Genomic DNA, 21,097 nt, shown 5'->3' with positions numbered 1-21,097 from the left:
GGATGAAACGGGCTCCGGCGCAGTGCCGGAGCCCCTGTCACTCACTTTTCCTGCAGGAACGCCAGCAGATCCTGGTTGACCTTGTCCTTGTGGGTGTCGGTCAGGCCGTGCGGCGCACCCGGGTAGACAATCAGCCTGGCGCCCTTGATGAGCCTTGCCGATTGGCGGCCTGAGATATCGATCGGCACGATCTGGTCGTCGTCGCCGTGGATGACCAGGGTGGGCACATCAAACTTCTTCAGGTCGGCGCGGAAATCGGTGGCGGAGAACGCAGCGATCGAATCGTAGGTGTTCTTGTGGCCGCCCTGCATGCCCTGCGCCCACCACGCATCGATCAGCCCCTGCGAGACCTTCGCGCCCGGACGGTTGAAGCCGTAGAACGGGCCCGACGGGATGTCCTTGTAGAGCTGCGCGCGGTTATCCATCTGTGCCTTGCGGATGCCGTCGAACACTTCGATCGGCAGGCCGTTCGGGTTGTCGGCGGTCTTCAGCATGAACGGCGGTACCGAGCTGATCAGCACCGCCTTCTTCACTCGCCCGGTGCCATGCCGGCCGATGTAGCGCGCCACTTCGCCACCACCGGTGGAGAAGCCCACCAGGGTCACATCGTGCAGGTCCAGCGTATTGATCACCGCGGCCAGGTCATCGGCGTAGTGATCCATGTCGTTGCCGTCCCACGGCTGGCTGGAACGGCCGTGGCCGCGACGGTCGTGCGCGATCACGCGGTAGCCATGGTCGGCCAGGAAGATCATCTGCGATTCCCAGCTGTCCGAATTCAACGGCCAGCCATGGCTGAAGGTCACGACCGGGCCGTCCTTCGGGCCCCAGTCCTTGTAGTACAGCTGCACGCCGTCGGCGGTGGTGATGTAGCTGGCGGTGCGCGCGATGGCGGTGACCGGAACCGGCTTGGCCGGTTCGGCGGCCTGCGCGGACAGGCCGGCCTGGACCGAGAGGGCGAGGGCGGCAACCGCCAGCGTACGGGCGAAGGTGTTCATGCGGGAACTCTCATGGGTGGGTGGTGAGACGTACTTTGCGCCTGCAATCAGGAGCCAGGGATATGACAAGTCCGAATTTCTTGATAGATCGTCCTGAGTGCACGGATCCACAGTGGGGTCGACTGGATGATCATCCGAAGCTGCCCGACCTGGGCCTGCGCGCTACCGAACGAGCCAGAGGCGCTTGCAATGGTGGCATTGCAGCCGGTTCCGCATTGCTTCCCGGAACGCAACATGACGTACCCCTTCACGGCGCTACCGCACCTGCGGCGTACTGCCTAGGCTGATCCCACACGGCACCTGCCGTGTTCCGGGCCCATTGCCCGCGCAGTGGCCCGTCTTCCCATGAACTCCGCAGCGCTGGCCTGCCAGGCAACCGTGCCCTGGCGATGTCACTGCCTGCGCCATGGACAAGCGCCCGGATTCGTTCGCGCCAGCCTTGCATTGCTGCCCGCCAAATGGCTCTTCGTGGAGATCCCTCATGTTCAGTATGGAAAACACCGCCGCGCCCATTGCCCCTGCCCTCGATGAACTGGTGCCCTCGCGCTACGCCCTGAAAGTGGGCGACGTCGAAGTGCTGGTGATCAGCGATGGCGTCCTGCCGTTGCCCACCCAGATGCTCGGCCACAACGTACCGGCGGCCGACCGTGCCGAATGGTTCGAAGAGATGTACCTGCCGCAGGATGCCTTCGACTGGGCATTGAACGTGATGGTGGTGCACAGCGGGGATCGCACCATTCTCATCGATGCCGGCCTGGGCATGGACCCGGACCTGCAGCTGCCGCGCGCCGGCCAGCTGATCCGTCGCCTTGGTGCTGCCGGTATCAACCTGGGCGAAATCACCGATGTGGTGATCACCCACATGCACATGGACCACGTCGGCGGGCTGCTGGTTGAAGGTGTGAAGGAACAGCTGCGCCCGGACCTGAAGATCCACGTGGCCGCAGCGGAGGTGGAGTTCTGGAAGTCGCCGGACTTCAGCCGCACCAACATGCCGCAGGGTTTCCCCGATGCGCTACGCGCCACGGCCAAGCACTTCTGGGCCGAGTACAGCAGCTATGTGCACACCTTCCAGGACGAACAGCAGATCGCCCCTGGCGTGACGGCCCGCCGTACCGGTGGGCATACCCCGGGCCACTGCGTGGTGCGCGTGGCGTCTGCGGGGCACGCCTTGACCTTTGCCGGTGACGCGGTATTCGCGGTCGGCTTCGACCAGCCGAACTGGCACAACGGTTTTGAGCACGACCCGGAGGAATCCGCACGCGTACGCATCGCTCTGCTGAAGGAACTGGCCGGCACCGGCGAAATGCTGGTGGCTACGCATCTTCCGTTCCCGTCAGTGGGCCGGGTGTCGCTGGAGGGCGAGACGTTCCGCTGGGTGCCGGTGTTCTGGGACTTCTGATCGGATACAGCGCAAGCAGGGGTTTTCGACGGGGCGCATCGGCGCCCCGCTCGAATCCCGCAAGGGCGAGGCCGACAACGGACGCCATCCACACCTGGCGTGGAACTACTGGATGGCGGTAGGGCGAGCCAACCGCTGCAGCTTGTGCGGGTTGCGCTGCACCAGGACCTGCGTGATCCGCTCGCCATCGGTCTCGAAGGCCATCGCCGCCTCCAGAACGCCATCGAAATAGCGCAGTAGTCCCAGCCGTCCGTTGAGCATGGCCGGCACCATCCGCAATTGCGCGCTGCGCCGCAGGTGCGGGGCATACAGCAGCTGGGCGATGCGTGCGCCGCCGACCATCGGCCCGGGGAAGCTGGTGACGATACCGCCGCCGTCACCCACCAACTCGGCCGATTCGGCCATCAATGCCTTCATTGTGCGGAAATCTCCGCTGGACGCGGCCTCGGCGAAGCGACGCAGGAGTTTCTGGTGCACGTCCTGCGGGACGTTGTAGCGCGGGCGTTCCTGCCGGAGCTGCTGGCGTGCGCGATGCACGATCTGCCGGCAGGCGGCTTCCGTCTTGTCCAGTGTGCGCGCGACCACCGCATAATCCTGATCGAACACATCGTGCAGCAGGAAAGCCGCACGCGCATCCGGGGCCAACCGTTCCAGCACACTGAGGAAAGCGACCGACAGATCGCTGGCGGTTTCCAGCACGTACTCGGGCGTGGCGGTGTCATCGGTCAGCAGCGGCTCGGGCAACCACATGCCCACATAGTGTTCGCGCGCATGCCGGGCCAGGCGCAGGCCATCAATGGCGCGACGGGTGGTGGCCGCCACCAGCCAGGCTTCCGGATTCTCGATCTGCGACTGGTCGGCGCCATGCCAGCGCAGCCAGACATCCTGCACCACGTCTTCGGCTTCGTGCGAAGACCCAAGCATGCGGTAGGCCACGCCGAACAGGCGTGGGCGGAGGCGTGAGAACAGCGCAGTGGATTCGTCCATGCCAGCGTAGACGGGACAGGTCCCCGGATTGTGACACCCGGGAACCTGTCGTTGGTGCCAGCGCCGGACGTGCGATCAGTGCGGCGGCAGCACCGCCGGCTTGCCGATGTCCTTGATCAGGAACACCACGAACTTCGCCGGCTCGGTGGCGCTGGCGTTGCGGCCTACGGTGTGCAGATCGGCCGGGCCCTCATGGAAGGCCTCGCCCGGGCCAAGGGTGACTTCCTTGCCGCCGGCCACACCCATCACGATCCGCCCTTCCAGGACATAGACGAAGCCATGGGCATCGTGGCGGTGGACAGGATCGGCGCCACCCGGCGGGTACTCCACGGTAAGGATCAGCGCTTCCTTGCCGGGCTGCTCCGGCAGGGCGCGGGTCATCACCTCGCGCACCAGGGGTTCGGGCGCCGCAGAGGGTGGGGTGGCGGCAGCGCTGCACAGTGGCAGCAGCGCAGACAGGGCCAGAACAGAAAGACGCATGGCAGGTCTCCAAAGCGGTAGGGGAGGGCCGCTGCATGGGGGCAGCGGCGGAAGGGTCAGGCCAGGCCGGCCTTGTCCAGGCCGAAGGCCGCGTCCAGGGTGCCGGGCGTGGTACGGAAGGCGACATTGGCGCGGTTCCATGCGTTGATCGCCATCACCGCGTGGGTGAGGTCGACAACTTCCTGATCGGACAGCTGGCCGCGCACGCGCGCGTACAGCTCGTCGGGCACGCCCTGTGCCGGCAGCTGGGTCAGTACTTCGGTCCAGGCCAGGCAGGCGCGCTCGCGCGGGCTGAACAGCGTTGATTCACGCCATGCCGCCAGGTGATGCAGGCGCAGCGGGCGCTCACCACGCAGGGTGGCCTCCTTCACGTGCATGTCCAGGCAGAAGCCACAGCCGTTGAGCTGCGACGCACGGATGTTGACCAGATCGATGATGGCCGCTTCGATCGAGGCGGTGTGGGCGGCATGCGAGTACAGGCCGAGCTTCTTGAACAGTTCGGGGGATTGCGCGGCGTAATCCAGGCGTGCGGTCATGGGTCATGGTGTGTTCCTGTAGCGTGTGAAGGGCACAGCGAGGCTAGGCCTGCATTCGCAATGCCGGTAGGCGGGGACCGGGCCGCACGCTGTTGCATGAAAGACACCAATGTCCTGTCACAGCGGCCGATGCTCGGCCGTCTGCCGGGCATGGACACCTCATCGCACCTGCGCACCGCATCGCGCCCTGCCAGCGAACAGGTCTGGCAGGCCTTCCTCGCCGCATTGCGCGAACTGCCGCCCGATGCACGTGCGGTGCTGTTGCTGCACGACGTGCTGGGTGCCGGATTCGAGGACATCGTGCCCCTGCTGGGGCTCGATCTTGCCGCGTGCAGGCAACGGTTGGCGCTGGCGCGGAGCCACCTGCACGCACAACGTGCCCGCCTGGAGCCAGGCCACCCATGAACGCCGCAACGCCCCGCGCGGCCAGCGACAGCCACGATGCGCTCAATGCGTCCTTCTCCACCAGCTACGCCGGCGTGCTGGCCTTCATTGCAGTGGCCTCCGAGGGCAGTTTCGCGCGCGCGGCCGACCGCCTCGGCATCGGCCGCTCGGCCGTCAGCCGCAGCGTGCAGAAGCTGGAAAGCCAGCTGGGCGTGCGGTTGTTCCTGCGCACCACGCGCTCGACCACGCTGACCCGGGAAGGCGAGCTGTTCCTGGAGGGCTGCAACCCGGGCGTGACCTGCATCCTGCAGGCGCTGGAGGAAATGCGCGACCTGCGCGAGGGTCCGCCGCGCGGGCACCTGCGCATCAGTGCCAGCCACGGCTTCGGCCGGCGGGTGATCGCCCCCTTGCTGGCCGCATTCCGCGCCGAGTACCCGCAGGTCTCTGTAGAACTGCTGCTGGACGAGCAGGCCCCCGACCTGGCCGGTGACCGCATCGACGTGGCGTTTCGCGACGGCCTGCTGGAAGACAGCCAAGTGATCGCCAAGCAGCTGGTGCCGATGCAGCTGGTCGTATGTGTTTCACCAGCGTACGTGCAGGCGTACGGTCTACCGGTGTCGGTGGATGCGCTGTCCACACATGCCTGCATCGGGCGGCGCCTGCCGGGCGGACGCATGCAGCCCTGGGAATTCCGTGTCGACGGTGCCGAAGTGCACCTGCAGCCGCCGGCCACACTGGTGTTCAATGATGCCGACCTGGTCCTGCAGGCCGTCATCGACGGGCTCGGAATCGCCCAGCTGCCCAGCTATCAGGTGCGTGAAGCGCTGTGGGCGGGCAGGGTGGTGACCTGCCTGGATCGGCATGCGCCGCTCGATCGCGGCCACTACCTGTGCTACCTCAGCCGCCGCCAGCTGCCCAAGCGCGTGCGGGCCTTCATCGACTTCAGCACGCAGCGGGTGCGCGCGCTCGAGTTGGATGTGATCTCGCACTGGGAAGCACGCCAGCAGGGCGCCGCTCTAAAGCCAGGCGCATAGCCTGCCTTGGCCTGAGCGTACTGGTGCGTGCCGGGCAACAGTGCGCGGCACGTCACGTACCTACTGCCTCGCGCCCGCGCTACCTACGATGCCTGCACCCGGCCACACCCCAGTAGCCCTTTCACATTCCAGGAGACATGCAATGAAGTTCCTCGTCATCGGTGGTACCGGCCGCATCGGCAGCAGGGTGGTGGAGCGCCTGCGCGTAGCCGGGCATGAGATCGTGGTGGCAGCGCCCTCGACCGGGGTGGATGTGCTGACCGGTGAAGGTCTGGATGCCGCCATGGACGGCGTCGACGTGGTGGTGGACCTGGCCAACTCGCCCTCGTTCGAAGATGCGGCAGTGCTTTCGTTCTTCGTGACCGCTGGCCACAACATACTTGCGGCCGCTATCCGTGCCGGCGTACATCACCACGTTGCGCTTTCCGTCGTAGGCACCGACATGCTGGCAGCCAGTGGCTATTTCCGCGGCAAGATCGCCCAGGAGCGGCTGATCCGCGACTCGGGCCTGCCGTACACCATCATCCATTCCACGCAGTTCTTCGAGTTCTTGCCGGGCATCATCCAGTCCGCCGGCGATGGGGAGACCCTGCGGCTGCCGGCCGCCGACGTGCAGCCGATTGCCGCCGAGGATGTTGCCGAAGCGGTGGCACGCATCGCGCAGCAGCCGCCGGCCAATGGCGTGCTGGAAATCGCCGGGCCGCAGCGTAGCGCGATGGCGGATCTGGCCAGGCAGTATCTGCAAATGACGGGTGATTCCCGGCAGGTCGTTGCGGATGCCCAGGCGCTGTACTTCGGCGCGCCGCTGCAGATCGACACGCTGGTGCCGGTCGGACACGCGTGGCTGGGGCAGGTCGATTTCGACGCCTGGCTGCAGCAGTCCGGCCTGTTGCAGCGGCAGCCTGCCTGAGCGGCGAATCGATCGCCTGCCGCAGCTGCGCCTGATGGAGCCGCGCAATGACCGAGCTGAAGCCTCCTTCGCCCGCCATGCTGGACCGTTACCAGGGCGACGACGTGAAGCCGCTGTATACCGGCCGCGTGCGGGTGAGCGGTGGCCAGGCCCAGCACGGGCGGGCGTCCGGCGTCGTGCGGTCGGACGACGGTGCACTGGCGGTGGACCTGCGCCTGCCGCCGGAACTCGGCGGGCCTGGCGGCGGCGCCAATCCCGAGCAGCTGCTCGCCGCAAGCTACGCTGGCTGCTTCCACGGTGCCATGGTGCTGGTGGCCGCGCGTGCCGGCCTGCTGCTGCACAACCCCAGCATCGAAGTGGCGGTCACCTTCGCCCGTGATCCGGCAGATGGGCTGTACCTGCTGTCGGCCGAGATCGTGGTACATCTTCCCGGCATGGATGAGAACCTGGCCTGCGAACTCGTTCGCAACACCGAACGCGTCTGCCCATACGCCAAGATGTTCCATCGCGGCGTCAGCCATGTGGTGCATGTTCGGGTCGGCCCGCAGGCTCCGCCTCTGTAGAATCGAGCCACGCTCGACTCCGGGAAGGTCCTGGCCCTGACGATTACACGGCTAGGCCGTATTCCGCCACAACCCAGCTCGGCTACGATGGTGGCGCCGGCAACCTGGCCGGTGGGGCAGGGGATGCAATGGACATGCAGGCAGGGGGCGAATTCGATCCGTCGGCAAAGACCGATTCGCAGGAACTGACATTCCACTGGCTCTACCAGCGGGTGCAGGGACTGGTTGAGCACAGCATCTACCCCAAGGCGGGCAGGGTGGAGACGTGGGCGTTTCGCATCGGCGTGGGTGCGGCGATCATCGGCATTCTCATGGGTCAGCTTCCGGATCGATGGCTGCCTCTTGGCGTAGTGCTCCAGGTGGTTGTTGCCTGCCTGGCAATCGAAATCGGTGGGTTCATTGTCGGTGGCGTCCTGGCCGCCCGCAGGGGCATTCGCCAGTTCAGCCAGCCGCGGCTCTCGCACGCCCGGGAGATGGATGAAGACTTCGCTCACTGGCAAGCGGTGGTGACCGAGCTTCGCGGATTCCCGCGCGTCCAGCGCGAGCGGCGACTCAAGTTCGTCAGCACCTTGCGCACAAACATGATGGAGCGCATGGGCATGATGTATGGCGGCCTGCAGCGGCTGGGGCCATTCCCGCTGTTGATTGCCCTCTACCTGCAGTTCCGCGGATGGAAATGGGGCGACTGGGCGGGCGCTTTCGATGTTGGATTGCTAGGCGCACTGCTTATCTTCGCCATGGTGCTGCTGTACCTGCTGGGCTGGATGCTGATCGGCCTTCGCACCAGGCTGGATACCTACGTTGCCTTGTTGGAGGGCTCCATCCACGAACCCGAGCCCTCCCAGCCAACGCCTTTGTAGCGTCGGGCCATCATGTTCCTCATGCTGAGGGACAAACAGGACTGTGAGTCATCCAGTGAGGCATACGCATGGCGCAAGAGTGCCGCGCTGTGGCTGGATGCAGCCGACTTCTTCGGGCTTGCTGCATCATGTTCGTACATTTCGCCGACTTCACAGGTCTGTACCCCGCAGAGGGGCATAGTAGCCCTTCGGTAGTGTGAGCGCGTCCATCCAGCCACGGGGTTTCCCCGAACGCCAGGAGGTCACTGTGCCAAGTTGTGATGAAGGAATGAAGCTGACGCGTCGCCAGGTGATCGCCGGCGGCGTCACGACCGTGGCGATGTCCGCCGCACCGGGGGCATCATCGCTCGCCGCCGAACTGGCGGCGCCCCCGCCGCCCAGGCCCCCGGTCATCAGCACGGTGGCCTTGACCGTCAACGGCGAGCGGCGGGAGCTTGAACTGGACACCCGGACCACGCTGCTCGATGCCCTGCGCGAACATCTGAAGCTGACCGGAACGAAAAAAGGCTGCGACCACGGTCAATGTGGTGCCTGTACCGTACTGGTCAACGGTGAGCGCATCAATGCCTGCCTCAGCCTGGCGGTGCAGCACCAGGGCGACGCCATCACCACCATCGAAGGCCTCGGAACCCCCGATGACCTGCATCCAATGCAGGCCGCCTTCATCAAGCATGATGGCTACCAGTGCGGGTATTGCACGCCGGGGCAGATCTGCTCGGCGGTGGCGGTACTGGACGAGATCAAGCGGGGTGTCCCCAGCCATGTGCAGGCGGACGTCAGCGCACGGCCCCGGGCCACCAACATGGAAATGCGCGAACGCATGAGCGGCAACCTCTGCCGCTGCGGGGCCTATTCCAACATTGCCGCGGCGATGGAAGAGGTCGCTGGCGTGACCTCTGCAGGGAGGCGCTCATGAGGGCCTTCAGTTACGAACGCGCCAAATCCCCGGCCGAGGCCGCCAAGGCCGTCGCCGGTACCGAGGGCGCGAAGTTCCTGGCCGGAGGGACCAACCTGCTCGACCTGATGAAGCTGGAGGTCGAGACGCCAGCGCACCTGGTCGATGTGCAGGACATCGGCCTGGACAGGATCGAACCCACCGACGAGGGCGGCCTGCGCATCGGCACGCTGGTCACCAATACCGCGCTCGCCTCGCATGAGCGCGTGCGCAGCGACTACGCGGTGCTGACCCGCGCGATCGTGGCAGGCGCCTCCGGGCAGCTGCGCAACAAAGCCACCACCGGCGGCAACCTGCTGCAGCGCACGCGCTGCCCGTATTTCTACGACCCCAATCTGCCCTGCAACAAGCGCCTGCCCGGTTCCGGCTGCGGCGCACTCGAGGGGTTCTCCCGGCAGATGGGCGTGATCGGCACCTCGGACAGCTGCATCGCGACCTATCCGGGCGACATGGCGGTGGCCCTGCGGGTGCTGGACGCCTCGATCCAGACCGTCAGGGGTGACGGCAGTACGCGCAGCATCCCGATTGCCGATTTCCATCGTTCCCCCGGCGACAGGCCGCAGCAGGACAACGTGCTGCAGCGCGGTGAGCTGATCACCCACGTCACGCTGCCGGAACCTCTGGGCGGTCGGCACGTGTACCACAAGGTACGGGACCGCGCGTCCTATGCGTTCGCACTGGTGTCGGTCGCCGCGGTCGTGCAGCGTGACGGCTCGGCGCGGTTCGCCTTCGGTGGGGTCGCGCCGAAGCCGTGGCGCGTCGAGGCAGCCGAACCCCTGCTGCGCGACGGCGTGAAGGCCGCGACCCGGCAGGTGTTCGCCGGTGCCCGTCCAACGCGGGAGAATGCGTTCAAGATCGCGCTCGCCGAGCGCGCCCTCGCAGCGGTGCTGGTGGAAGGAGAGCGCTGATGCCCCTTGAATTCAACGCCCCCGCCGGCGACAACCTGTTCGACAAGGCCAAGGTCGTCGGCAAGTCGACGCCGCGCATCGACGGTCCACGCAAGACCACCGGCACCGCCCCCTATGCCTACGAGCGCCATGACGTGGCGCCGAACCAGGCCTACGGCTACATCGTCGGCGCGGGCATCGGCAAGGGGCGCATCATTTCGATGGATGCGTCCCGCGCACGTGCCGCGCCTGGCGTACTGGCGGTCATCACCGCACCGGAAACCAAGCCGGTCGGCACATCGAACTGGAACAATGCACCGTTGTTCGGCGGAGCCGAGGTGGCCCACTACCATCAGGCCATCGCCTGCGTGGTGGCAGAGACCTTCGAGCAGGCCCGCGCCGCTGCGGCGCTGATCCGCACCCGCTACGAGCGCGGCAAGGGCCGCTTCGATTTCCCGGCCCTGGCACCGTCCGCGCCGCTGGCAAAGGGGCGCGGTGGCAAGCCCGACCGGCAGACGCTGGGCGATTTCGACACCGCTTACGCGAGCGCGGCCGTCAAGCTCGACGAGACTTACCACACCTCCGACGAAAGTCATTCGATGATGGAGCCTCACGCCACCATCGCCGCCTGGGAGGGTGACACGCTCACGTTGTGGACGGCGAACCAGATGATCGACTGGGCCAGGCAGGGCATGGCGGCGATCCTCGGCATCGATCCTGCCAAGGTGCGCGTGGACTCGCCCTATATCGGCGGCGGCTTCGGCGGCAAGCTGTTCATCCGTGCCGACGCGGTGCTGGCCGCGTTGGCGGCCAAGCAGGTCGGGCGACCGGTGAAGATCGCGCTGCAACGCCCGTTGATGCCCAACAACACCACGCACCGGCACGCCACCCTCCAGCGCGTGCGGATCGGCTGCGGAAAGGATGGCCGGATCTCCGCCATCGCCCATGAGAACTGGTCGGGCAACATCAACGGCGAGGATGGCGAAAACGGCACCCTGCAGACGCCCAAGCTCTATGCAGGCGCCAACCGCCTGGTGGCCAACTACATCGCCACGCTCGACATGCCCGAAGGCAATGCGATGCGCGCACCGGGCGAAGCGCCGGGCCACATGGCGCTGGAAGTGGCGATGGACGAAATGGCCGAGAAGCTGGGTCTCGACCCGATCGCGTTCCGCATCCTCAACGAGCCCGAGCTCGTGCCCGGCGATCCGTCCAAGAAGTTCTCTGACCGCAACCTGGTGCGCTGCCTGCGCGAAGGCGCGGAGCGCTTCAACTGGAACAAGCGCAACCCCAGGCCGGCGCAGGTCAGGGAAGGGCACTGGCTGGTCGGCATGGGCGTGTCTGCGGGCTATCGCGGCGCACCGACGATGAAGTCGGCGGCGCGGGTCCGGCTTGACGGCCAGGGCGGGGTGATTGTCGAGACCGACATGACCGACATCGGCACCGGCTCCTACACGATCATCGCGCAGACGGCAGCCGAGACCATGGGCGTGCCGCTGGACCAAGTCCAGGTGACCCTCGGCGACTCCCGTCATCCCGCCTCCGCCGGTTCCGGCGGCCAGTGGGGCGCGGCAAGCTCCACCGCAGGCGTGTACGCGGCGTGCGTCAGCCTGCGCCGCAAGGTGGGCGAGAAACTGGGCTTCGACGGCGACACCGCAGACTTCGCCAATGGCCGCATCCAGGCGGGCGGGCGGACGATCAAGCTGGCGGAGGCGGGCACACTGTCGGCGGAGGACGGCATTGCCTTCGGCGACTTCAAACAAGGCTACGACGTCGGCACCTATGCAGGGCATTTCTGCGAGGTTGCCGTGCATGCCTACACGGGAGAGACGCGCATCCGCCGCATGCTTGCCGTATGCGATGGCGGCCGGATCCTCAATCCGCTCTCCGCACGCAGCCAGGTCATCGGCGGGATGGTGATGGGCGCGGGCGCGACCCTGATGGAGGAGCTGGTGGTCGACAAACGGCTTGGTTTGTTTATCAACCACGACCTGGCCGGCTACGAGGTTCCCGTGCACGCCGACATCCCGTATCAGGAGGTGGTCTTCCTCGACACGCTGGATCCAGTGATCTCGCCGATGAAGGCCAAGGGCGTGGGTGAACTGGGCATCTGCGGGGTTGGCGCCGCGATCGCCAATGCGATCTACAACGCAACCGGCGTCCGCGTGCGCAACTATCCCATCACGCTGGACAAGCTGTTGCCCGGCTTGCCCGACGTAGGCTGACGGTGCGCATGGACCGACCCGTAGCCTCGCCCACTCTGGAGATCTCCGCCGCAGGCGGAGGGGAGCCCGGCGATCTTGCCGAGGACCTGTCCGCAGCGCCGGGTTTCCTCGCCGAAGGCAGCCCGCGCGGCGTACTCGAGACGGCCTTGACGCGCGTGCGCGCGGGGGAGCACGCCGTACTCGCGCTGGTGCTGGAAACCGATGGCTCCACCTACGCCGGTGCCGGCGACATGGTGCTGTTCTGCAACGGCGGCCAGGTCGGCTGGCTCAGCGGCGGGTGCCTGGAGCCCGAGCTCGCGCGACGCGCGGAACGGGTGAGCGCGGCAGGGCGGGTCGACTGGATCGAGATCGACACCCGCAGTGACGACGACCTGTTGAGCGGGTCCGCGCTCGGGTGCCGCGGCCGGCTGCGGATTGCGCTCCTGCCATTGCGTGCCATGTCCGGCATCGACGACGTCATCGAGGCCTGGTTGCGCGAGGGTGTGTCACTCCAGCGCGACCTTCGCACGTCGGGGCAGGTCATTTTCCGTGCCGGCCATCACGAGCAGGCGTGGCAGCTGCATCCGATGGATGGTACGCAGCCCTTTGGCGAGGGGGCGTGGCGTTTGCCGTTGCCCCGTCTTCCGCGGGCTCTGGTGTTGGGGGGCGGTCCCGAAACGCCCTTCCTGGTTCCGTTGCTGCGGAGCCTGGGGTGGCGGGTCAGCGTGGCCGAACGGCGAGCGCGCTGGGCCTCTGCCGGGCAGTGCGCGGAGGCGCATCTTCAGACCAGCCCGGCCGAGGCCCTTCATGGCGACCCGTGCGACGCGGCACTGGTGATGCATCACGATTTCGAACTGGACCGGGAGGCGCTGGTGGCCCTGGCCGATACCAACGTCGCGTTCATTGGACTGCTGGGTCCGCGGCGAAGGCGCGAGGACCTGTTCAAGCTGCTGACACCGGGTCAGCGCCACCGCCTTTCCCCGAGACTTCAATCACCGGTCGGCCTGAACATCGGCGGCCGAGGGCCCGAGGCAATTTCGCTCAGCATCGCCGCGCAGCTGCAGCAATGGCGAAGCGCGCACGGCAGGTGACTGACGCGCATGCGGTCGTCGTGCTGGCTGCCGGCGGGAGCACCCGACTTGGCCAGCCCAAGCAGCTTCTGACCCGGCAGGGCGAAACCCTGGTACATCGCGTGGCGCGGTTGGCGCGGGAGCTCGCGCCAGCGCAGGTCCTAGTCGTAGTGGGCGCGAAGGCACAGGCCGTGACATCCAGCATTGCCGGGCTGGAGGCCACTCCGGTAACCAACCCCCACTGGGAACGCGGCCTGGCGAGCAGTCTGCAGGTTGCCGGCGCACACCTGCTGCCCACGGTGACCGCGGTGATGGTCGTGGCATGCGACCAGCCCGCAATCGAGCGCTCCCATCTGCAGGCGCTGCTTTCGGGTGCCCGCGCCTCGGCGTCAGGGTGCGCTGGCACGCGTCATGGAGACGCGCTTGGCATTCCTGCAGTAGTGCCGCGTGCATGGTTCACCTCTGTCGGTGCAACCGGTGACCGCGGCTTCGGAGCGCGCCTGCGGCAACTTCCCGTCGATACGGTGCATGTCCTACAGGCACCGGAACTGGGCCTGGATATCGATACGCCAGAAGATCTTGCGCGTTCGCGCGATGCGGGCTGGATCGATGCCGGGAGGTGACCCGCATGATCACTGGGCCAATGCCTGTCGCGCAGGCGACGAGCGGCAGAGCTGCAGCCCGAACCCTCGCTGCCCGCAACCCTGTAGAGTCGGGTCATGCTCGACTACGGCACGCCACATCGCGCCCCATCAGGCACATCACCAGCAAGAATCTGCAGCACCCGATCCAACAGAACAGGCTCCGGCACGCCAGCCAGTACCTGCTCCAGGTAATCCAACGGCTCCAACTGCCATTGGAGGAGCGCCCGCAACCGAACAACGGCGGGCGCCCGCTGCTTCGCGTCCAGTGAGACCTGCAACAGCAGATGGTGCGAGCGCCTCTCCAGCCACAGCACGGGTATTCCTCGGCAATGAACCTGGAGCGCGGCATCTCGGTGCCGCTCTACGAACTGGAAGCCCTGTCGTGGCCGATCCTCCACGAACTGCACGGCTTGGCGGCGCAGTTGTGAGAATCGATCATCGTTGACGCTTTGGAACGCGACAGGCGAGGACACCGGCGGCGCCGGCCACAGCGCCTGTGCCGCAACCACCACCACAAGACAGAGCGCGTTGGCCACCCAGCGGCACCACGCCACTCAGCCCTCCGGATGCAGTCGGGTACTGGCGTGTGCGGTAAGGCCGATTCCGGCCATGATCAGCCCCTCCATCACGCGCGGGCCAACGTACTGCTCCAGCTCACCGTTCTCGCGGGCGCGCTGCGCGGCCAGCAGGATCTCCAACACCACGCGGAGGCCAGCCAGCGAGCAATCGGTATCTGCCAGGGCGATACGCCGGCCCGGCATCTGATGGCGCTCAGGCCAGGGCTGGCCATCGGAGGCGGCGCCGGAGCCGATGCTGTGCAGCAGGGCGATGAGGGTGTTCGGGTCCAGCGCAGGGCCATTCGCAGGCACGTCGTGGATGGGGTGCGGGACAGGGGAGTGGGGCTGGGTCATGGCTGGGCTCCTTGCGTGCATGCAGAAGCCGCCACCGATAAAGGTGGCGGACGATGCGTGGCTCGAAATCCGGTACGCGACTAGGCCCGGTGGGCACGAAGCCCCCACGCACCGCCCGCCATAGCCGGCCGACGGATTGCCAGCCGGCACCACAAAGCGTGGTGCCGACTGGCAAGCGCAAACTACAGTCGCGTTACCGGGATTTCGAGCCCCGACCACCGATGCATTGGCGGCGCGAAAAGGAATACGCCCGGTTGTGCGCGATGCCAAGGCATTAGGGGCGATGCCGTCACCGATTTCAACATTTTCAGAATCGTTGCATAGCAAGGAAGGGCGCGAGAGGCTTGAGCCGCAAGGCTATCGCCGGTATCGGCTGGTATAGACTTCATTGCTGTCGACGTCCGAGAAATGGTGTATCCGGCAGGGCGGATGCGACACCTACCAGCGGGGTCGAAGCCCTTCCAGGTTGTACCCGCGCAGGGCAGCCTGTAGACAAGGTGGAGAGCGGGCCTTAGGATCGAGGCCACAGGAAGTAAACTACAACTAAAGGATTGATCATGGCTCAGCCAAAGATAAGTCTTAATAAGCTCGGAGAGTATTTGACGGCCACTCCATCGCGACGGAAGCGCATCGTTCAAGATCAGCAAGAGCCTAAGACATTCATTGCAGCCCGATACTCAGATGCCCGCGAGGAGATAGTGCAGTATCTTTCCACTGGAATGGAGGATGACTCGGCCCTCATTGCTGCCGCGCAGCGACTTCGTCGGGATGACAGCGGCACTGATTTTGCTTACCAGGATCGACTCGCGTCAGCTGAAGCGATAGATAATTTCCTTGAGGTTGGCGAGCAAATTGAACTTGATGATCTAGTAGTGGTGCCCGTGGAAAACTCCGCATCGGAATCAATGCAGATCAGCGGGGTGTCGGTATCTGTGCGCCCAGATGCCTACCTCAAAGACCCGGTGACCGGTGAGATTAGGGGCGCCATAAAGCTCCACTTCCCCAAGACAACACCCTTAACCGAATCGGCAGCAGAGTATGTTGGAGCGGCGACCAAGGTGTTCTTGCAGCGAGAGAAGAAATCACCTGTAGTCGACCATCGCAGGTGTTACGTCATCGATGTTTCAACACAGACTGTCTCAACCGCTCCAAAGTCACATGTTCGCAAGATGAATGATATTGCGGCGGCGTGCGAGGAAATCGACGCGCGATGGAAGCGGAGCAAGGGCTGAAGATCGCTCGAGCCCAGCCTGCTTCGCGACGACACTTGTATAGATGTGGGTTGCTGAACAACCTGCCAGCGACATTGCAAAGGAAGCGAAGATGGCCGACTGCAAGCCAGATAGCCAAGGGAGTATCACCTGCCCTCATTGCGGGTGCGTCTACCGTGCCGATGGAAATTGCCATTCAACTCCCGCTCCGCGAGGCAGTGGCGGTTGCACAAAGAGCTGCCATTGCCCTTCTTGCACTAAGTCTTGCTGCATGGAGCGCGACCGCCCAAGACCCAGCCCTCGCCCATAGCGTTGCTATCAGCCATGGCCGACAGACGGATTGACAGCCGACACTGCGCGGGGCGGTGTCGGTTGGCAGGCGCAAATTACATCCACACAATCGGGGTTTCGAATCCCGGCCACCGATGCTCGATGGCGCGGCTAGGAATACGCTCGGTTGTGCGCGATGCCAAGACAGTAAGGGCGATACCGTCACTGCTATCAGCATTTTCAGAATCGTTGCAAATAGCGCGGCGATGCTGGAGCGCTGCGGTCCAAGGCTATCAACTGCATCTGTGGCCCACGCCCGTTTTCGGTTGCTGCCCGGTTGGCAGCACCGAGGGCAGGGCAGATGCGACAGGTCGATGCACTGTCTGGAGACGTCAAAGACTCTTCAACGCTACCTTGGTTCGCTCCAGCCAAGCGGCATTGTGGCTACGGGCGAAGCGTGACCAATGCTTGGCATCGTCGATGATGCTGGCGAATAAGCTGCGGGCTTGCTCGCGGTCGGCGGGCTGCGGCTGTGCCATCAGCCATTCGGCGAACAGGCAGCCAGCGGCCGCGTCATTTCCGCATTCCATCGCGCGCTCGAATGCAGCGCGGGCTTCCGGTGCCTGGGTCGCGGCCAGTGCCTGTGCATACAAAAGGGTTTGTTCCGGTTTGCGGCGAGCATCCGGGTAGCGGGTGAACAGATCGTCCAGCGTTTCAGCAGCCAGCGCGGCATGCCCGGAGTCGAGGCGCGCGCGGGCCAGGCCGGTCAGGATGTACGGATCATCGGCCAGTGGTGAGCTGGCGGCCTGCTCGAGCAGGGTTCTCGCCTCCTCGGTTTGACCGGCATCCAGGAGCGTCATGCCCAGACGAACACGGTTCTGCACGGTGGGCGTGCGCGCCAGTTCGGCACGTGCGTTGCGCAGCTCCTGGCCGGGGTTTACGAGCTTCTTGGCGGAGCGCATGGCCTGTCGGGCGCCGCGCGAGTGGCGGACTTCCGGGAAGTAGATCGCCAGGAAATAGACGACGCTGCCGAGCAGCGGGAACGAGAAGAGCAGGATGAGCCAGTAGACGCTCTGGCCTGAGCGGATGGCGTGCACCGCGAAGTAGATGGCTGCAAGTACGTGCAGTCCGACTCCAATGTAGGGCATGTGGGGTGCCTGGTCCTTGTGGGGCCTGGCACTAAAGTGGACGTGGGGTAGGGCGCCAATGGACCGGGGGATAATCGGGCCTGATGCGTCACGGCAATTGGGTCTAGCCCTGTGAGGCGAAGCACTGCACTGCACTGCATTGATTGAAGGGGATACATGGAACGTACGCAGAAGAAACTGACGATGACCGATGTCGCTGGATGCAGTTCGGCGCTGGTTACCTTTGGTTTGGTTCAAGGGGCTTTCTACCTGAAGGCGTATTGGGGCCACTTTGGCCTTGATCCCTTTCAGTTTGTGGCGGTGGGCGAGCTTGCGTTGGCCGGCCTTACGGGTATCGGCATGGCGCTGTTCCTGATGCTGGTTGCGTTACTGTTCAGTGGCTGGGTGGAAGTTAAACTGGCAAGCAGCAGTTCTGAGCGGAAGTTGCTCGCATGGCTGGCGCCAGTGCTCTTCTTTGCGGGATTGGGTGCGCTGCTTTGGTGGACGAACGCGTGGCCTGTTCTGATAGGGGTACTGTTGACTGGCGCTTGTGCCTTGGTCGTGCGCCTTTCACCGATCGTTCCATCGTCCGTCAAGGACTCCCCCTGGTTGATCTACGTCTTGGTGATGCTGGTCTATATTTCGATTGCTTCGAGCTGGCTGGGTTTCGAACGTGCCAAAGCGATTTCATCTGGAAGTGGCAAGTACACGGTAGCCGTGCGTGTCGATGGGCAGCCGCAAAGTGGCCTGAATCTGATTGGGCGGCTTGGTGACAGCTACGCGCTGTGGGACCAAGCGAGGAGGGCTGCTGTGCTTGTGCCTGTGGGTGAGGTTGGGAGGATGGAGATTGTTCGGAAGGGGACAGTGCGGCCGTCTGTCAACCGAAAGGGCCCGGCGACTGAAGTTCTCTAAGCGACTGACTCAGGAGTTCATCCGCTCTCGAATCAACATGGCCCGCCGATCGATGCCCTCAACCGCAGCGGCAGCAAATTCTTCAATCGACTCCGCGTCGCTCCAAAGCTCGCGCATACGACCAGTCTTCAGTACGTACTCGTCATCAAGCGCTTCCAGCTGCTGCCTGACGCTCTCACCAACTTCAAAGAAGTTGCTTACCGCAATACGAAGTGCATTGAGACCATCGAGTGCGTCAGCATCGAGAACGGCGGAAGAAGGCGCAGTGAGATCCAGTGTTTTGACCACGAGGGCAATGGTCTCACAGGTCGCAATCACATCAGCACGGTCAATCTTGTCCTCATTGATCTGAATTCCATCGATGAGAGAGGCGCACTTGGTACAGATATCAAGGCGATATTTCAGCTGATCCAGAGTGGAAAGCTCTGTTTCAAGCTGATTCTGCTGCTGAATAATTACTTCGCGCATGCGCAAATTGTGTGCCTCTCTGGCGTACTTCCAAGCGCCATAGCCAATCACCCAAGTGCCCGCCGCCGCAACCCAGTCGGCAAGGGCGCCAAAGCTGAAGCTCTTAGATGGCCCACCCACCCAGGCAAAGATCAACCAACTGAGTACTCCACCGAGCATCGAACAGATACCAGCGACCAGCAACACATCCCCTACTTCGATTGTTCTAGATGTCCACTTATCCATGTCACCCCCTGTGTCTTTCCTGCAAAGAGGGCAATTCTGTCATGACGGCCCCCTTCTTGCCTTCGTCCTCTACGGCGCCACCGCAACTGCCTCGTTGGGAGTGGTCAGATTGGCTTCGTGGTGCGTCAGCCGGGCAGGGAGGACGCCCCCGTGCCTTGGGAGCGAACGGAGATTCGATCACGCTTAGTCCCGCCTCTGGCGCTACTGGTAGCGGCTACAGGTGGTCAGGGAGGTTTGCGCTATGGGGAAAGCCGTGGATAATTTGAAGGGCATTGACCAGTCGGTCGTCCTAGTAGGTGTGCGTCCATGCCCCCCCTTGCAACTTTATCTGTAGTTGAGTTCCTTGGATGCATTGGCGATCATGGAGCCGAGGCAATGTTCCGCGGTCAGTCGGACCTGAGGTGGCCGTTGCTGCCATCCGTCGCCAGGTTCGCAAACGTTATCCATGGGTACAACAGCATCTCCGACATCGAAGATCACCTTCTTGAGAGATTTCGGCACTTTGCGATTCCGTTCAATGACTTCAGAAATATCCCAGTTATCGAGCAGCTGGTTCATGCACAACACTATGGCTTGCCAACACGACTAATGGACTGGTCGACCAACCCACTCAAGGCTTTGTTCTTCGCAGTTGAGCAAGCAAGCATGGATGCAGTGGATGGCGTGGTCTACATTACCCGCCCAGCTTTCTGGATGGAGGGGACTGCGCATGTTGAGAGTCTCGACAACTTTCTTGCTTTCTACCCAGAATTGCTGCATGAAAGAATCGCCGCTCAAGACGCTTGTCTTCTAGCCTTCCCTCTATCCAAGACCGACATGTCCGTCCCCGAGCTTTCGGAGGGTAATGTGCCTAAGGGATTGGAGATGCTGAAGAAGATAGTGATCCCGGCGGCTGTTAAGCGAGAGCTACGTCGGCAGCTATCGGTATTGGGCGTGAGCCATCGAACTGTCTTCCCTGGTCTCGAGGGTACGACACGTTGGATAAGAAGTGATCTATCCAATTTCGCTACATGACGCGCAAAGCGGCTCATGAGTGTCTACGGAAGTCTGGCCGGTCCAGATCCCGATCGCTGCGCTTGGGCGAAAGCCCAACGGGCCGCAGCGTTTGAGGCGGCAGGCCACAGGCGCACCTTCGCGCTGAGCCGCCAAATGGATGATTTGGAGTATGAGTCCTGCGGCACGCTTTGCGCATCAAAGACCCCGCACAACGACGCGAATCTCAATAGAATCAAGCGAGGCTAACGTGTCAAACCCAAAGACGACTGAAATTGTTTTCGATTGCCCAAGGTGTGGAACTCAACAGGTCACACTCGACGTAGAAGGGAGCAATCTCGTTGGGTTGGAGCACGGGTGGAGGGTGGTAGCTGAGGTCTATGCGATCTGCCGTGCATGCAAGAAGTCCTGCATTCTGGTCTGTGAATCAAGGGAGACCACTTTCAAAGATGCGCAAATGTCGTTTGGCGAGCTCGCAAGCCTACGACTCATTGGGGGCTCTCTTACACGGCATATGCGGGTTCGCAATTACATATCACTCAAGGATCGCGAACCTAGGCAAGCTCCCGATCACCTACCCCAAGCGATCGATGCGGCCTTCAGGGAAGGCGCTACTTGCCTAGGAGCAGGATGTGTAAACGCAGCGGGCACGATGTTTCGGCTCTGCGTGGACATGGCCGTCAGCGACATACTGAAAGGCGTTTCAGGCGAACAGCCCGACCCCAGGACCAAGCGCAGCCTCGGACTACTAATTCCTTGGCTGTTTGAGAAGGGGTATCTGCCTGAGGAGCTGCATGACCTATCCACATGCATCAAGGACGATGGCAATGACGGAGCCCACCGCGGGAACCTCTCTGAGCAAGATGCAGATGACTTGTTCGACTTCACGGTAGTACTGCTAGAGGGCCTTTACACCAGGAAGGAGCGAAGGGTTCTACCCCGAAATCACGGACGGTTGTAAAAGGGCTGAGAACTTCTGGTCTTGCCTGGCGACCCTTCGTCGCATCCTCGGGTTGTGGAACCGCTCGATGTATTCGAACACATCCGCCCTCGCGGCATCGAGCGTTGG

Annotated in this window: 23 protein-coding genes and 2 pseudogenes; 16 read left to right on the top strand and 9 right to left on the bottom strand. The window is 64.0% G+C overall.

Going from position 1 to position 21,097, the window contains the following annotated elements; all coding sequences use genetic code 11:
* Window positions 1-41 precede the first annotated feature (41 nt).
* Complete coding sequence (locus tag AC5P99_RS14775) at window positions 42-995, bottom strand: alpha/beta fold hydrolase (RefSeq protein WP_495213278.1); 954 nt, start codon at window positions 993-995, stop codon at window positions 42-44.
* Between the two features lie 481 nt (window positions 996-1,476).
* Between AC5P99_RS14775 and AC5P99_RS14770 the strand changes: the two genes are divergently transcribed.
* The gene (locus AC5P99_RS14770) at window positions 1,477-2,397 is read left to right on the top strand and encodes an MBL fold metallo-hydrolase (RefSeq protein ID WP_058982997.1); all 921 of its coding nucleotides are present in this window, start codon (window positions 1,477-1,479) and stop codon (window positions 2,395-2,397) included.
* A 105-nt stretch (window positions 2,398-2,502) separates the two neighbouring features.
* Here AC5P99_RS14770 and AC5P99_RS14765 read toward each other — a convergent pair whose 3' ends face one another.
* The 3 genes from AC5P99_RS14765 to AC5P99_RS14755 all read right to left on the bottom strand — a co-directional run bounded on the left by AC5P99_RS14765 (window position 2,503) and on the right by AC5P99_RS14755 (window position 4,400).
* Window positions 2,503-3,384: an RNA polymerase sigma-70 factor gene (locus AC5P99_RS14765; protein ID WP_169448585.1), complete on the bottom strand. Its 882-nt coding sequence runs from the start codon at window positions 3,382-3,384 to the stop codon at window positions 2,503-2,505.
* Between the two features lie 75 nt (window positions 3,385-3,459).
* Window positions 3,460-3,864 (bottom strand): cupin domain-containing protein, encoded by a 405-nt coding sequence (locus tag AC5P99_RS14760; RefSeq protein WP_049447955.1) that lies wholly within the window; start codon window positions 3,862-3,864, stop codon window positions 3,460-3,462.
* 56 nt (window positions 3,865-3,920) lie between these two features.
* Window positions 3,921-4,400, bottom strand: coding sequence for a carboxymuconolactone decarboxylase family protein (locus AC5P99_RS14755; protein ID WP_495213277.1), 480 nt, complete (start codon window positions 4,398-4,400; stop codon window positions 3,921-3,923).
* A gap of 96 nt (window positions 4,401-4,496) precedes the next feature.
* Between AC5P99_RS14755 and AC5P99_RS14750 the strand changes: the two genes are divergently transcribed.
* The 10 genes from AC5P99_RS14750 to AC5P99_RS14705 all read left to right on the top strand — a co-directional run bounded on the left by AC5P99_RS14750 (window position 4,497) and on the right by AC5P99_RS14705 (window position 13,890).
* Window positions 4,497-4,805, top strand: coding sequence for a sigma factor-like helix-turn-helix DNA-binding protein (locus AC5P99_RS14750; protein WP_169448587.1), 309 nt, complete (start codon window positions 4,497-4,499; stop codon window positions 4,803-4,805).
* On the top strand, window positions 4,802-5,818 hold the full coding sequence (locus AC5P99_RS14745) for a LysR family transcriptional regulator (protein ID WP_169448589.1): 1,017 nt from the start codon (window positions 4,802-4,804) through the stop codon (window positions 5,816-5,818). Before AC5P99_RS14750 ends, AC5P99_RS14745 begins: the two co-directional genes overlap by 4 nt.
* Window positions 5,819-5,960: 142 nt before the next feature.
* Window positions 5,961-6,728, top strand: a complete 768-nt coding sequence (locus tag AC5P99_RS14740; protein WP_058983012.1) for an SDR family oxidoreductase — start codon at window positions 5,961-5,963, stop codon at window positions 6,726-6,728.
* 47 nt (window positions 6,729-6,775) lie between these two features.
* Window positions 6,776-7,291: an OsmC family protein gene (locus tag AC5P99_RS14735; protein ID WP_012480266.1), complete on the top strand. Its 516-nt coding sequence runs from the start codon at window positions 6,776-6,778 to the stop codon at window positions 7,289-7,291.
* Between the two features lie 128 nt (window positions 7,292-7,419).
* Window positions 7,420-8,151, top strand: a complete 732-nt coding sequence (locus AC5P99_RS14730) for a hypothetical protein (protein ID WP_169448591.1) — start codon at window positions 7,420-7,422, stop codon at window positions 8,149-8,151.
* 268 nt (window positions 8,152-8,419) lie between these two features.
* Entirely contained in the window at window positions 8,420-9,067 is a 648-nt protein-coding gene (paoA, locus tag AC5P99_RS14725; protein ID WP_169448592.1) for an aldehyde dehydrogenase iron-sulfur subunit PaoA, read from the top strand.
* Complete coding sequence (locus AC5P99_RS14720; protein ID WP_169448594.1) at window positions 9,064-10,014, top strand: FAD binding domain-containing protein; 951 nt, start codon at window positions 9,064-9,066, stop codon at window positions 10,012-10,014. Before paoA ends, AC5P99_RS14720 begins: the two co-directional genes overlap by 4 nt.
* The gene (gene paoC, locus AC5P99_RS14715) at window positions 10,014-12,218 is read left to right on the top strand and encodes an aldehyde oxidoreductase molybdenum-binding subunit PaoC (protein ID WP_169449110.1); all 2,205 of its coding nucleotides are present in this window, start codon (window positions 10,014-10,016) and stop codon (window positions 12,216-12,218) included. Before AC5P99_RS14720 ends, paoC begins: the two co-directional genes overlap by 1 nt.
* A gap of 8 nt (window positions 12,219-12,226) precedes the next feature.
* Window positions 12,227-13,288 (top strand): XdhC family protein, encoded by a 1,062-nt coding sequence (locus AC5P99_RS14710; RefSeq protein WP_169448596.1) that lies wholly within the window; start codon window positions 12,227-12,229, stop codon window positions 13,286-13,288.
* Window positions 13,264-13,890, top strand: coding sequence for a nucleotidyltransferase family protein (locus AC5P99_RS14705; RefSeq protein ID WP_058983038.1), 627 nt, complete (start codon window positions 13,264-13,266; stop codon window positions 13,888-13,890). The genes AC5P99_RS14710 and AC5P99_RS14705 overlap by 25 nt, the downstream gene beginning before the upstream one ends.
* A 104-nt stretch (window positions 13,891-13,994) precedes the next feature.
* Here the strand turns inward: AC5P99_RS14705 and AC5P99_RS14700 are convergent, their stop codons facing one another.
* Together AC5P99_RS14700 and AC5P99_RS14695 are read right to left on the bottom strand one after the other, a co-directional pair.
* The gene (locus tag AC5P99_RS14700; RefSeq protein ID WP_495213276.1) at window positions 13,995-14,447 is read right to left on the bottom strand and encodes a hypothetical protein; all 453 of its coding nucleotides are present in this window, start codon (window positions 14,445-14,447) and stop codon (window positions 13,995-13,997) included.
* 18 nt (window positions 14,448-14,465) lie between these two features.
* Window positions 14,466-14,822: a hypothetical protein gene (locus AC5P99_RS14695; protein ID WP_495213275.1), complete on the bottom strand. Its 357-nt coding sequence runs from the start codon at window positions 14,820-14,822 to the stop codon at window positions 14,466-14,468.
* A gap of 557 nt (window positions 14,823-15,379) precedes the next feature.
* Between AC5P99_RS14695 and AC5P99_RS14690 the strand changes: the two genes are divergently transcribed.
* Window positions 15,380-16,054 carry a hypothetical protein gene (locus AC5P99_RS14690; RefSeq protein ID WP_197654021.1) on the top strand — a complete coding sequence of 225 codons (675 nt, stop codon included), beginning with the start codon at window positions 15,380-15,382 and terminating at the stop codon, window positions 16,052-16,054.
* Between the two features lie 641 nt (window positions 16,055-16,695).
* Here the strand turns inward: AC5P99_RS14690 and AC5P99_RS14685 are convergent.
* Window positions 16,696-17,451: a hypothetical protein gene (locus AC5P99_RS14685; protein WP_495213274.1), complete on the bottom strand. Its 756-nt coding sequence runs from the start codon at window positions 17,449-17,451 to the stop codon at window positions 16,696-16,698.
* Between the two features lie 156 nt (window positions 17,452-17,607).
* Here AC5P99_RS14685 and AC5P99_RS14680 point away from each other — a divergent pair, with 156 nt between their 5' ends.
* On the top strand, window positions 17,608-18,342 hold the full coding sequence (locus tag AC5P99_RS14680) for a hypothetical protein (RefSeq protein ID WP_495213273.1): 735 nt from the start codon (window positions 17,608-17,610) through the stop codon (window positions 18,340-18,342).
* A 9-nt stretch (window positions 18,343-18,351) separates the two neighbouring features.
* Here AC5P99_RS14680 and AC5P99_RS14675 read toward each other — a convergent pair whose 3' ends face one another.
* Entirely contained in the window at window positions 18,352-19,035 is a 684-nt protein-coding gene (locus tag AC5P99_RS14675; RefSeq protein ID WP_495213272.1) for a hypothetical protein, read from the bottom strand.
* A 306-nt stretch (window positions 19,036-19,341) separates the two neighbouring features.
* On the opposite strand from AC5P99_RS14675, the pseudogene AC5P99_RS14670 reads away from it, so the two are divergent.
* The 3 genes and pseudogenes from AC5P99_RS14670 to AC5P99_RS14660 form a co-directional block, all read left to right on the top strand.
* A pseudogene (locus AC5P99_RS14670) lies at window positions 19,342-19,620 on the top strand (FRG domain-containing protein); the annotation flags it as partial.
* Window positions 19,621-19,623: 3 nt separating this feature from the next.
* Window positions 19,624-20,049 (top strand): hypothetical protein, encoded by a 426-nt coding sequence (locus AC5P99_RS14665; protein ID WP_495213315.1) that lies wholly within the window; start codon window positions 19,624-19,626, stop codon window positions 20,047-20,049.
* Window positions 20,050-20,188: 139 nt separating this feature from the next.
* Entirely contained in the window at window positions 20,189-20,989 is an 801-nt protein-coding gene (locus tag AC5P99_RS14660) for a DUF4145 domain-containing protein (protein WP_495213271.1), read from the top strand.
* On the opposite strand, the pseudogene AC5P99_RS14655 reads toward AC5P99_RS14660, so the two are convergent.
* Window positions 20,963-21,097: pseudogene (locus tag AC5P99_RS14655) on the bottom strand (IS3 family transposase); the annotation flags it as partial. The gene AC5P99_RS14660 and the pseudogene AC5P99_RS14655 sit on opposite strands and share 27 nt — an antisense overlap.

The organism is Stenotrophomonas sp. YJH_SMC_80, assembly GCF_059372495.1.
Note: the sequence above shows the minus strand (reverse complement) of the source record. Positions and strands in the feature narration are given on the sequence as shown.